Source organism: Enterobacter sp. 296B2, from assembly GCF_034106185.1.
Taxonomy (GTDB): domain Bacteria; phylum Pseudomonadota; class Gammaproteobacteria; order Enterobacterales; family Enterobacteriaceae; genus Enterobacter; species Enterobacter cloacae_N.
Window position 1 is genome coordinate 125,362 of the sequence record NZ_JAWNCA010000003.1, and the last position, 12,347, is coordinate 137,708.

The following is a 12,347-nucleotide window of genomic DNA, read 5'->3' on the forward strand; positions in this document are numbered from 1 at the left end:
GACTAACTCCTTTTTTATCATCTTTGGAATACGCACACTCCGTGCGCAGGCCCGTGCCAGACAGCCATTACTACCGGATTATCCGCTCCGGCAAAGGGGGGAACGGCTCGCCACTCCCCGTCAGGTAAAACAATCTCTGCGACGTCGTCCGTCGCGTTCAGCGTCACCAGCCACTTATCCGAGAGCAGAATTTGCAGACAGGTGATGCCGTGTTGCCACTCTTGCGCGCTCAACGGTTGCGCGTCTTTATTCAGCCAGCGAACGTTGCCGTCGCCCTCTTCCCACCAGCGGTCGGCGGTAAGGGCGGGGATCTGCTGGCGAAGGTGGATCAGCGCCGCGGTGAAATGGGTCAACCCACTGTTCGCCTCCCCCCAGTCGAGCCAGGTCAGGGTGTTGTCCTGACAATAGGCGTTGTTGTTGCCGTGCTGGCTATGGCCGTGCTCGTCGCCCGCCAGCAGCATCGGCGTGCCCTGCGACAGTAAAAGCGTCGTCAGCAGCGCATGAACGCTGGCGCGTCGCCGCTCGATCACATCCAGACTTCCGCCTAATCCTTCTATACCATGATTGAAGCTATGGTTATTGTTAGTGCCATCGCGATTCTCTTCGCCGTTGGCCTCATTGTGTTTCTGATTGAAACAAACGCAGTCGCGCAGCGTAAAACCGTCGTGCGCCGTCACCAGGTTGACGGTGGCCGACGGACGTTTGCCGTCGCGCTTAAAGAGATCGCTGGAGCCGGCAAAGCGCCCGGCAAATTCGCCCAGTGACAGATCGCGCGCCAGCCAGAAGCGGCGGATGGCATCACGGTAGTGGTCGTTCCACTCGGCAAACAGCGGCGGGAAGTTCCCCACCTGATAACCGCCGTCACCGATGTCCCACGGCTCCGCGATAAGCTTCACCTGTGAAAGCACCGGACAGTTTTTGATTGCCTCAAACAGAGGCGCCTGCTGGCTGAATGCCGGCGTGCGCCCCATCACGGGCGCCAGGTCGAAACGGAAACCGTCCACGTGGAACGTCTCAACCCAGTATTTCAGGCACTCGTACGCGTAATGCGTGACCGCCGGGTGACTGAGGTTGAGGGTGTTACCGCAGCCGGTCCAGTTCTCGTAATCGCCGTCGTCCCTGATCCAATAATAGCTACGGTTATCGATTCCGCGCTGTGAGAGCGTTGGGCCGTCAAGATCGCTTTCCGCACTGTGGTTCAGCACCACGTCCAGAATGACCTCAATTCCCGCGGCGTGGAGCGCCTTCACCGCGTCGCGAAACTCATCCCGCGCCTTCTCCGGATGCGCGGCATAGCGCGGTTCCAGGGCGAACATCGCCAGCGGGTTGTAGCCCCAGTAGTTGCTCAGCCCCAGGCGCTGCAGGCGCGGCTCGCTGGCGAAATGCGCTACGGGCAGCAGCTCCAGGGCCGTGATGCCCAAATGCTTCAGGTAAGCGACCATCGTCGGATGCCCAAGCGCCTGATAGGTGCCGCGCATCTCTTTGGGGATCGACGGGTGCAGGTAGGTCAGCCCTTTGACGTGCGCTTCATAAATGACGGTGTTGCCCCACGGCGTGCGCGGCGGGGCATCGTCTTCCCAGTCGTAGAGATCGTGCACCACCACGCTTTTTGGCGCGACGGGCGCGCTGTCGCGGTGGTCGGGCTCGCCGTAGCCGACGTGGAACAGCGGGTCGTCTTTGAACTCGCCGTCCACGCGGTGCGCGCACGGGTCAATCAATAGCTTCGCCGGGTTAAACCAGTGCCCCTGAGAGGGCTCCCACGGGCCGTGTACGCGAAAACCGTAGTGCATCCCCGGACGCCCGCCCGACAGGTAACCGTGCCAGATGTCTCCCGTGCGGGACGGTAAATCGTAACGGTGCTCGTTACCCTCCCCGTCAAACACGCAGAGCTCGACCCGCTCCGCGTGAGCAGAAAAGAGCGTGAAGTTCACCCCCTTTCCGTCATAGCTCGCGCCGAGCGGTTCGGGTTTACCTGCCGTAAGCTGCGTCATTCTCCCTCCCGCATCAGCCAGATGGTGCCAAGCGGCGGCAGCGTCAGGCTCAGGGAGTTTGGTCGCCCGTGGCTTTCGACGGCATCGCTCTGCACCAGCCCGCCGTTGCCGGCGTTGCTGCCGTGGTAGTGCATGGAATCGGTATTCAGGATCTCGCGCCATTTGCCCGGCTGGTTAATGCCGAAGCGGTAGTGTTCACGCGGCACCGGCGTGAAGTTGCTGGCGACGATGATCTCGTTGCCCGCTTTATCGCGACGCACAAAGACAAACACCGAGCGCTCGTGATCGTCCACCACCAGCCACTCAAAGCCGTACGGGTCGAAGTCCAGCTCGTGCAGCGCTTTGTGGTGGCGGTAGGTCAGGTTCAGATCGCGCACCAGACGCTGCACGCCGTGATGCCAGTTGTCGCCACCTTCCAGCAGGTGCCAGTCGAGGCTTGAGTCGTGGTTCCACTCGCGCCCCTGGGCGAACTCATTGCCCATAAACAGCAGTTTTTTACCCGGGAAGGCAAACATCCAGCCGTAGTAGGCGCGCAGGTTGGCAAACTTCTGCCACGCGTCGCCGGGCATGCGGTCGAGAATGGATTTTTTGCCGTGCACCACTTCATCGTGCGACAGCGGCAGCATGAAGTTTTCGGTGTAGTTGTAGAGCAGCCCGAAAGTGAGCTTATCGTGGTGATACTGACGATAAACCGGGTCGAGCTTCATGTAGTCGAGGGTGTCGTGCATCCAGCCCAGGTTCCACTTATACCAGAACCCCAGGCCGCCTGATGACGGTGGGCGGGAGACGCCTGCAAAGTCCGTCGACTCTTCCGCCATAGTCACGGCGCCGTCCACCTGCTCGCCAATAATGCGGTTGGTATTGCGCAGGAACTCAATCGCTTCCAGGTTTTCACGACCGCCGTACTCGTTCGGGATCCACTCACCCTCTTTGCGGCTGTAGTCGCGGTAGATCATCGAGGCCACCGCATCCACGCGCAGGGCGTCAATGCCAAATCGCTCGATCCAGTACAGCGCATTCCCGACCAGGTAGTTCGCGACTTCACGGCGCCCGTAGTTGTAGATCAGCGTGTTCCAGTCCTGGTGATAGCCTTCGCGCGGGTCGCTGTGCTCGTACAGCTTCGTGCCGTCAAACTCTGCCAGCGCAAAATCGTCCGACGGGAAATGGCCCGGCACCCAGTCGAGGATCACGTTCAGCCCGGCGGCGTGCGCGGCATCAATGAAATAGCGGAAGTCATCCCGCGTGCCGAAGCGGCGAGTCGGGGCGTACAACCCGGTGGGCTGATAGCCCCAGCTGCCGTCGAACGGGTGCTCGTTAACCGGCAGCAGTTCGAGGTGGGTAAAGCCCATCCATTTGGCGTACGGCACCAGCTGGTCGGCGAGCTCCCGATAGCTGAGCCAGAAGTTGTTATCGGTGTGGCGGCGCCAGGAGCCGAGATGCACTTCATAAACGGAGATCGGCGCATCAAAGCGGTTAGCCTGCTTACGCTCCTCCGTCTGGACGACCTTCTCCGGCAGGCCGCATATCAGCGACGCGGTATCCGGGCGCATCTGCGCCTCGAAGGCATACGGGTCGGCTTTAATGCGCAGCTTGCCGTGGGCGTCGATCATTTCGAATTTATAGAGCTGGCCGTTGTGCGCCCCGGGGATAAACAGCTCCCAGATGCCCGTCTCACGGCGCAGGCGCATCGGGTGGCGGCGACCGTCCCAGTAGTTGAACTGCCCGACAACGGAGACGCGCTGGGCGTTAGGCGCCCACACGGCAAACCGCGTACCGGTAATTCCGTCCATAGTATCCGCATGGGCACCCAGCGTTTCATAAGGGCGAAGATGCGTGCCTTCGGAGAGCAGCCAGGCATCCATCTCTTTCAGCAGAGGGCCAAAGCTGTAGGGATCGTCGATCAGGTTTTGCTGGCCGTGCCAGATAACGGCGAGCTGATAGCGAAAGGGGTTTTTACGGCGGGGCATGACGCCCGAGAAAAAGCCGCGAGAGTCGAGGCACTCCAGGTTGCCCACCTTGCGGCCGGTTTTGGGCTCGATGACCCACACTTCGGTGGCATCCGGTAACAACGCCCGGACTTCCAGCCCGGCCTCTGTATGGTGCATCCCCAGCACGGAAAAGGGGTCGGCAAAGTGACCCGCAATAAGCGCATTAATCACGTCTCTATCCACACGATCGGACATGGTATTCATCCTGTTTTTTATGTCGTCCTTTTTTAGCGCCTGGGACGACTTTAATGTGACCTGAACGGGCATCCACTTAGTCCCGTCCTAACCTCAGGTAAGAAATGACTCTTCCTTAAAGCATAGCCAACGCTCTACACGACTCCTGATAAAAATAAGACATACGCGCGTTACTCCATGTATTACGCAAAAAAAAGGGGGTGAAAATCACCCCCGGTAGTTAACAAATTATTACGCCAGCTGACGCAGCATGCGGCGCAGCGGCTCGGCGGCGCCCCACAGGAGCTGGTCGCCGACGGTGAACGCGGAGAGGTACTCCGGCCCCATGTTAAGCTTGCGCAGACGGCCAACCGGCGTGGTCAGCGTGCCGGTAACGGCTGCCGGGGTCAGCTCACGCATGGTGATATCGCGATCGTTTGGCACCACTTTCGCCCACGGGTTGTGCGCGGCCAGCAGCTCTTCCACGGTCGGAATAGACACATCTTTTTTCAGTTTAATGGTGAAGGCCTGGCTGTGGCAGCGCAGCGCGCCGATACGCACGCACAGACCGTCAACCGGGATCGCCGACGCGGTATTGAGGATTTTGTTGGTCTCGGCCTGGCCTTTCCACTCTTCGCGGGTTTGACCGTTATCCAGCTGTTTGTCGATCCACGGGATCAGGCCACCGGCCAGCGGTACGCCAAAGTTATCCACCGGCAGCTCGCCGCTGCGGGTCAGCTCGGTCACTTTACGTTCGATATCAAGAATAGCGGACGCCGGGTTTGCCAGCTCGGCCGCAACGCTGTGGTGCAGCTGGCCCATCTGGGTCAGCAGCTCGCGCATGTGGCGCGCGCCGCCGCCGGACGCGGCCTGGTAGGTCGCCACGGAGACCCACTCCACCAGATCCTGCGCGAACAGGCCACCGAGGGACATCAGCATCAGGCTGACGGTGCAGTTACCGCCGACAAAGGTTTTCACGCCGTTATTCAGGCCGTCGGTGATGACGCCCTGGTTAACCGGGTCGAGAATAATGATGGCATCGTCTTTCATACGCAGCGAAGAGGCCGCGTCAATCCAGTAGCCCCGCCAGCCGCTTTCACGCAGCTTTGGATAGATTTCGTTGGTATAATCGCCGCCCTGGCAGGTCACAATAATATCAAGTGCCTTCAGCGCCTCCAGATCGTAAGCATCCTGCAACGTGCCTGTGGTACCACCAAAGGACGGAGCAGCCTGGCCGAGCTGAGAAGTGGAGAAGAAGACCGGGCGGATAGCGTCGAAATCGCGCTCTTCAACCATGCGTTGCATGAGTACAGAGCCGACCATACCGCGCCAGCCGATAAAACCAACGTTTTTCATAGCATTTTTTTCCTGCTGAGGGTGTGTGCTGATTGTGCAAGCCAGTATTGAACTGGGATATGCTTCACATTACAAAATGCTGCCAAAGTCGCAAGCGAAATTAATCGATGATTGCCCGGCAATCAGAAATACAGCTAATTATCATAATAACCATAGAGAGTTTCAGGGATAATTTACATGAGTGAAATCATTTCAGCAGCGGTTTTATTGATCCTGATAATGGATCCACTGGGCAACCTGCCAATCTTCATGTCGGTGCTGAAGCACACCGAGCCAAAGCGTCGCCGGGCGATCATGATCCGCGAGCTGCTTATTGCCCTGCTGGTGATGTTTATCTTCCTGTTTGCCGGTGAAAAAATCCTCGCCTTCCTTAACCTGCGTGCCGAAACCGTTTCGATTTCCGGCGGGATTATTCTGTTCCTGATCGCCATTAAGATGATTTTCCCGAGCGCGGAAGGCAGCAGCAGCGGCCTGCCCGCGGGTGAAGAGCCGTTTATTGTGCCGCTGGCGATTCCCCTCGTCGCCGGGCCGACGATTCTGGCGACGCTGATGCTGCTGTCGCACCAGTATCCGAACCAGATGAGCCATCTGGTGATTGCCCTGCTGATCGCCTGGGGCGGGACGTTTATTATCCTGCTGCAGTCGTCCCTGTTCCTGCGCCTGCTGGGTGAGAAAGGGGTGAACGCGCTGGAGCGTCTGATGGGGCTGATTCTGGTAATGATGGCGACGCAGATGTTCCTGGACGGAATCAGGGCGTGGATGAAAGGATGACTTTCTCCCTCTCCCGTGGGAGAGGGCCGGGGTGAGGGCATCAGGCCGCAGAGGACAGCCCACCTACCCCTTACGAATCAAATACCGGTACGGCAGCGCCTCGGTCTGCTGTGCCACCAGCTCATGCTCCATAAAGGTACAAAAGCCGGGAATATCGCGCGTGGTGGCCGGGTCGTCGGCAATAATCAGCAGCGTTTCACCCGTCTGCATGTTGCGCACGGTTTTGCGTACCATCATTACCGGCTCCGGGCAGCGAAGGCCCTGGGCATCAAGGGTGTGGTCTGGGCTGGAAAACAGGTCGGTCATGATCTTCTCGGTCAGGTAAAAACGGCTGTAGTTTACGCCCCGGCGCGGGCAATGCAAACCAGGTTAACGATTGCGCAAAAACTAACCATTGCAATGTCCAGCCAAAGCAGTATCATGCTGCGGTTTTTATTGGGTTCCCTCACCCCAACGTATAAAAAGGTCACAATATGACGCAGTTCTCTGAATCACAGCGCGTAAAAGCGTTGTTCTGGCTTTCGCTTTTTCACCTGCTGGTGATCACCTCCAGCAACTATCTGGTGCAGCTCCCGATCTCCATTTTTGGTTTTCATACCACCTGGGGCGCGTTCAGTTTTCCGTTTATTTTCCTCGCCACCGATCTGACCGTGCGTATCTTTGGCGCACCGCTGGCGCGCCGCATTATTTTTGCGGTCATGCTTCCGGCGCTGTTCATTTCATACGTGGTGTCATCCCTGTTTTATATGGGAAGCTGGCAGGGCGTTGAGGCGTTAACCCACTTCAACCTGTTTGTTGCCCGTATCGCTGCCGCAAGCTTTATGGCCTACGCGCTGGGGCAAATCCTCGACGTGCACGTGTTTAACCGCCTGCGTCAGAATCACCGTTGGTGGATGGCACCCACCGCCTCCACGCTGTTTGGTAACGTGAGCGATACACTGGCCTTCTTCTTCATCGCCTTCTGGCGCAGCCCGGATGCGTTCATGGCCGAACACTGGATGGAAATCGCGCTGGTGGACTACTGCTTCAAGGTGCTCATCAGCATTGTGTTCTTCCTGCCGATGTACGGCGTGCTGCTGAATATGCTGCTGAAAAGGCTGGCAGATAAATCTGAAATCACGGCATTGCAGGCTGGTTAAGGGTTCGCTTTATCAGTTGTGATAAGATGGACGAATGAGCCGCTATGGCCGTTTATCGAAAGGAAGAAGTCAATGCGCAATCTGGTTAAATATGTCGGGATTGGCCTGCTGGTTGCGGGTCTTGCAGCCTGTGATAACAGCGACACGAAAACGCCTGCTCAGGGCGCATCCGCAGAGAGCAACGCGACCGGTCAGCCGGTGAATCTGATGGATGGCAAACTCAGTTTCTCTCTGCCAGCAGATATGACTGACCAGAGCGGCAAGCTGGGCACCCAGGCGAATAATATGCACGTATACTCCGACGCAACCGGCCAGAAAGCGGTCATTGTGATTGTGGGCGACGACACCAGCGAAGAACTGGCCGTCCTGTCCAAACGTCTGGAAGACCAGCAGCGCGGCCGCGATCCGCAGCTGCAGGTGGTGACCAATAAATCCATTGAGCTGAAAGGCCATAAGCTGCAACAGCTGGACAGCATCATCTCCGCAAAAGGCCAGACCGCTTACTCTTCTGTGGTGCTGGGTAAGGTGGATAACAAACTGCTGACCCTGCAGATCACTCTGCCAGCGGAAGACCAGCAGAAAGCGCAGACGGCCGCTGAAAACATCATTAACACCATCGTGATCCAGTAACCTTTCACGACGATGACGTGGCCTCCGGTGCCTGCACCGGGGGCCATTTTTTTAGCCGCCACGTCAGCAGTAAGGCAAGAATAACCAGACCTGCCGAGGCAATGTAGATCACCGGTACCCCCGCCCAGGCCATCACCAGCCCTGCCAGCGGCCCGGTAATGCCCAACGACATATCCATAAACACCGTATAGGTCGCCAGCGCCGCCCCCTGGTTCTGCTGCGGCACCGCTTTCACCGCCACCACCCCCAGCGCCGGGAAGACCAGTGAAAAACCCGCCCCTGCAAGGAAGACACCAATTTTCGCCATCCAGGGTGCGCTGGCTATGCCGGTTAACAGCAGCCCGACAATCTCAACCGCAAAACAGATCATCGCCACATTCAGCCCGCCCAGGCGGTTGATACCGTTCGGGAAAAGCAGGCGTGCGCCAACAAACGCACCGCTAAAGAGAGTTAACGCAAAGGCCGCGCCCTCCCAGCCTTTGGCGTCGTAAAAGAGGGTAATGAAGGTTGCAATTACGCCGAAGCCGGTGGTCGCCAGGGCCAGCGCCATACCGTACGGCCAGACGCGCCCCAGCACGGCTCGAAACGGCAACGGCTTGCCCTTGCTGGCCCTCACTTTCGGGCGCGGCAGCGCAAACAGTATCGCCACAAGCGCGACCGCCATAATGGTGAGCGACAATCCATACAGCCCGCCAAAGGCATAACAGGCCACGCCAAGCGGCGCGCCGAGCGCCATCGCGCCATAGGTGACAATCCCGTTCCAGGAGATCACCCGGCCAATGTGCGGCGCACCTACAACCCCAACGCCCCATAGCGTCGAGCCGGTTCCCGCCAGGCTTTGCCCAATGCCAAGTATGATGCGGCCCAGGCAAAGCAGCGCCAGGCTAACCAGCGGCCAGGCGCCAGCAGCAGCAGCCAGCAGATAGCTCAGGCCGCTCAGGAAACAGCCGCACAATCCCACCACCACGATGCTTTTAGGACCAAACAGGTCGGCGTAGCGCCCGGCGTGCGGGCGGCTCAGGAGCGTGGCGAAATACTGCAGGCTGATGACCAGCCCCGCCCAGAACGCACTAAAACCCATCACGTCATGGACATAGCCCGGCAAAACCGCCAGCGGCAGGCCGATCGTCAGGTAACTGGCAAAGTTGAAAATAACGACGGAAACGATACGCAGATTGAGGCGCAATCCGCTCAGCGCCGGTTCGGCGGCAGCTTCGGGCATGGGGGTTTACCTGAATTTTTTGCAACAGTGTTTCACTATTACCACGGCGCAATAAGAAAATCAGCCCCGACTTTCAGATTATCGGCGCCAGACGAAGCGGCCCCCAGGCACTACACTTATCGGGTCATCATCTTAAGGAACGCGCATGTTAGCTCCCCAGCCCGATAAAGCAGGACTCCACATCTTACTAAAGCTCGCCTGTCTGGTGGTTATTCTTGCGGGCATTCATGCTGCCGCTGACATTATCGTCCAGCTCCTGCTGGCCCTGTTTTTTGCCATTGTTCTGAATCCGCTGGTGACCTGGTTTTTACGCCGGGGCGTGAGCCGTCCGGTGGCCATCACCATCGTGGTTATCGTGATGCTGATTGGCCTGACGGCGCTCTTCGGGGTACTGGCGGCCTCGCTGAGCGAGTTCTCCACCATGTTGCCGCAGTACAATAAGGAGCTGACGCGTAAAATCATCGCGCTGCAGGAGATGATGCCCTTTCTTAACCTGCATATCTCACCCGAACGTATGCTGCGCAGGATGGATTCCGAGAAGGTCATGACCTACGCCACCACGCTGATGACCGGTCTTTCCGGCGCGATGGCTAGCATACTGCTGCTGGTCATGACGGTAGTGTTCATGCTGTTCGAAGTCCGCCACGTCCCCTATAAGCTGCGCTTTGCTTTAAATAACCCGCAAATACACATTGCCGGCCTACACCGCGCCTTAAAGGGGGTCTCCAAATATCTGGCACTGAAAACGCTGCTCAGCGTCTGGACCGGCATTATCGTCTGGCTGGGGCTGATGCTGATGGACGTACAGTTCGCGCTGATGTGGGGGGTGCTGGCGTTTCTGTTGAACTACGTGCCGAATATTGGCGCGGTGCTTTCCGCCGTGCCGCCGATGATCCAGGCGTTTCTGTTTAACGGTTTCTACGAATGCATGCTGGTCGGAGCGCTCTTCCTCGTCGTGCATATGGTGCTGGGCAACATTCTTGAACCACGCATGATGGGGCACAGGCTGGGCATGTCGACGCTGGTGGTGTTTTTATCGTTGCTGATTTGGGGATGGCTGCTGGGCCCGGTCGGCATGCTGCTGTCGGTACCGCTGACCAGCGTATGTAAAATCTGGATGGAAACCACCAAAGGGGGCAGCAAGCTGGCGATCCTGCTGGGGCCAGGGCGGCCAAAAAGCCGGTTACCGGGATAACTTGTCTATGTCATCAGGCTTAGACCGTCAATAGAACGCCTTAATTACCGCGACGCTCACCGTCGCGGTATTTTTATTTGCGTTAAGGCATATGTTCCCGTTTTTATTCACCTCACCCACATTTCGCTTTAACACAAATTAAAAAAAAACGGAATGATTAATTATTTTGCGTGATATTATACCCCGCCTTAGCGTCAACCTAATGCAAACATTAATATTGATTAAAAAAGACACCTGACTTAATCCGTAGGTCTGGTGATACTTATTTGTAAAAAACACTACCTTTAATTGTTATTATTGATATGGAGTTGTTGATGAAAAAGATCGTTAAATGGTGCGCTGCTGCAGTATTCGTTGGCGCTCTGGCTGGCTGTGCGCGTACCGCCCCAATCGCTCAGGTTCACTCTGTCGTGAGCGCAGGTCATACTGCCGATCAGGTGAAAACGGCAATTTTGAAAGCAGGCCAGAAGCGTGACTGGATCATGACGGAAGCGGGCCCGGGCGTTATTAAGGGGCGTCTGCAGGCACGCGATCACTCGGTCCAGGTACGTATTCCCTACTCTGCGACAAGCTATTCAATTAATTACGAAAGTAGCCTGAATCTGAAAGCGGCAGACGGTAAAATTCACAAAAATTATAACCGCTGGGTGAACAACCTCGACCACGATATTCAGCTGAATCTCTCTGCGGGTGCCGCGCTGTAATATTTTTCTAAAGTCGGGCCGGACATGGCCCGATAACCTCATTTCTTGCCCTGAAAGGTTACGCAACAATGTACGAAAAGGACACGCTCAGCGCCCTGGATGCCATTACCGAAGCGCAACGCATCGCTTTTGCTCCGATGTTATTTCAGACCGCGCTTTGTCTGCGTAACTCGGGTGTCCTCGCCTGGCTCGATAAACAGGGTAATAAGGGGGCGAGCCTCGAAGAAATAACCGAAAACAGTACCCTGAGCAACTATGCCGTCAGCGTATTGTTAGACATGGGATTAAGCGGGCGGATAATTACCTGGAAAGAAAGTCGTTATTTCCTGGCGAAAGTGGGCCATTTCTTACTCCACGATCCCATGACCCGCGTTAATATGGATTTCACGCAGGACGTCTGTTACCAGGGGTTATTTCACCTGGCCGACGCCCTGCAGGAAGAAAAACCGGCCGGATTATCCGTGTTTGGCGACTGGCCAACCATCTATCCGGCCTTATCCCAGCTTCCTGCCCGGGCAAAAGAGAGCTGGTTCGCCTTCGATCACTACTATTCTGACGCCGCTTTTGACGCCGCGTTGCCATATATATTCGCAAGCTCGCCGACAAAATTGTACGATGTGGGCGGAAATACGGGTAAATGGTCGTTACGCTGCTGCCGCTATGACGATAATGTTGCCGTGACGATCCTCGATCTCCCGCAGCAGATAGCGCTGGCGCAGGAAAACATCGAAAAAGCAGGTTTTTCTCATCGTATTGGATTCCATGCTGTCGATATGCTTAGTCCGGCGGCATTGCCGGGAGATGCCGACGTCTGGTGGATGAGCCAGTTTCTGGACTGTTTCTCTCCGGATCAGATTGTCGCCATGCTGACGCGCGTCGCACAGGTCATGAAGCCAGGCGCACGGTTGTGCATCATGGAGCTTTTCTGGGATGCCCAGAAATATGAAGCGGCGGCTTTCAGCCTGAATGCCACCTCGCTCTATTTCACCTGTATGGCGAATGGTAATAGCCGTTTTTACAGCGTAGAGAAGTTTTATCACTACCTGGAGAGGGCGGGCTTCTGCATTGAACAGCGGCTGGATAACCTTGGGGTAGGTCATACCCTGTTAATATGCACCAAACGTGAACAATAGCGCAGCCTGGCTGCCCGGGTGGCCCAGCCTGCCCTTTGAATACG

11 protein-coding genes are annotated in these 12,347 nt (G+C 57.0%); 6 read left to right on the forward strand and 5 right to left on the reverse strand.

The genetic code is table 11. From position 1 onward, the window contains the following. Window positions 1-17: 17 nt before the first annotated feature. The 3 genes from glgX to asd form a co-directional block, all read right to left on the reverse strand. On the reverse strand, window positions 18-1,991 hold the full coding sequence (glgX, locus tag URZ40_RS03460) for a glycogen debranching protein GlgX (protein ID WP_163330636.1): 1,974 nt from the start codon (window positions 1,989-1,991) through the stop codon (window positions 18-20). Beyond that, window positions 1,988-4,174, reverse strand: a complete 2,187-nt coding sequence (gene glgB / locus URZ40_RS03465) for a 1,4-alpha-glucan branching enzyme (RefSeq protein ID WP_116342733.1) — start codon at window positions 4,172-4,174, stop codon at window positions 1,988-1,990. Before glgB ends, glgX begins: the two co-directional genes overlap by 4 nt. 231 nt (window positions 4,175-4,405) lie before the next feature. Further along, a complete protein-coding gene (asd, locus tag URZ40_RS03470) occupies window positions 4,406-5,509 on the reverse strand; it encodes an aspartate-semialdehyde dehydrogenase (protein WP_316380242.1) in 1,104 nt (367 codons plus the stop codon). 177 nt (window positions 5,510-5,686) lie between these two features. Between asd and yhgN the strand changes: the two genes are divergently transcribed. Next, on the forward strand, window positions 5,687-6,280 hold the full coding sequence (yhgN, locus tag URZ40_RS03475; RefSeq protein WP_003861574.1) for an NAAT family transporter YhgN: 594 nt from the start codon (window positions 5,687-5,689) through the stop codon (window positions 6,278-6,280). 63 nt (window positions 6,281-6,343) lie between these two features. Here yhgN and tusA read toward each other — a convergent pair whose 3' ends face one another. After that, window positions 6,344-6,586, reverse strand: a complete 243-nt coding sequence (tusA, locus tag URZ40_RS03480) for a sulfurtransferase TusA (protein ID WP_008503071.1) — start codon at window positions 6,584-6,586, stop codon at window positions 6,344-6,346. A 167-nt stretch (window positions 6,587-6,753) separates the two neighbouring features. Between tusA and URZ40_RS03485 the strand changes: the two genes are divergently transcribed. Together URZ40_RS03485 and URZ40_RS03490 are read left to right on the forward strand one after the other, a co-directional pair. Beyond that, window positions 6,754-7,419, forward strand: coding sequence for a 7-cyano-7-deazaguanine/7-aminomethyl-7-deazaguanine transporter (locus tag URZ40_RS03485; RefSeq protein ID WP_014885561.1), 666 nt, complete (start codon window positions 6,754-6,756; stop codon window positions 7,417-7,419). A gap of 72 nt (window positions 7,420-7,491) precedes the next feature. Then, a complete protein-coding gene (locus URZ40_RS03490) occupies window positions 7,492-8,049 on the forward strand; it encodes a DcrB family lipoprotein (RefSeq protein ID WP_316380241.1) in 558 nt (185 codons plus the stop codon). A gap of 4 nt (window positions 8,050-8,053) precedes the next feature. On the opposite strand, the gene URZ40_RS03495 is transcribed toward URZ40_RS03490, so the two are convergent. Next, complete coding sequence (locus tag URZ40_RS03495) at window positions 8,054-9,271, reverse strand: MFS transporter (RefSeq protein ID WP_316380240.1); 1,218 nt, start codon at window positions 9,269-9,271, stop codon at window positions 8,054-8,056. A gap of 145 nt (window positions 9,272-9,416) precedes the next feature. On the opposite strand from URZ40_RS03495, the gene URZ40_RS03500 reads away from it, so the two are divergent. The 3 genes from URZ40_RS03500 (at window position 9,417) to URZ40_RS03510 (ending at window position 12,303) form a co-directional block, all read left to right on the forward strand. Continuing rightward, the gene (locus URZ40_RS03500) at window positions 9,417-10,466 is read left to right on the forward strand and encodes an AI-2E family transporter (RefSeq protein ID WP_233003196.1); all 1,050 of its coding nucleotides are present in this window, start codon (window positions 9,417-9,419) and stop codon (window positions 10,464-10,466) included. A 314-nt stretch (window positions 10,467-10,780) separates the two neighbouring features. Further along, a complete protein-coding gene (locus URZ40_RS03505; protein ID WP_061096845.1) occupies window positions 10,781-11,170 on the forward strand; it encodes a hypothetical protein in 390 nt (129 codons plus the stop codon). Between the two features lie 68 nt (window positions 11,171-11,238). Then, complete coding sequence (locus URZ40_RS03510) at window positions 11,239-12,303, forward strand: class I SAM-dependent methyltransferase (RefSeq protein WP_116342736.1); 1,065 nt, start codon at window positions 11,239-11,241, stop codon at window positions 12,301-12,303. Window positions 12,304-12,347 lie beyond the last annotated feature (44 nt).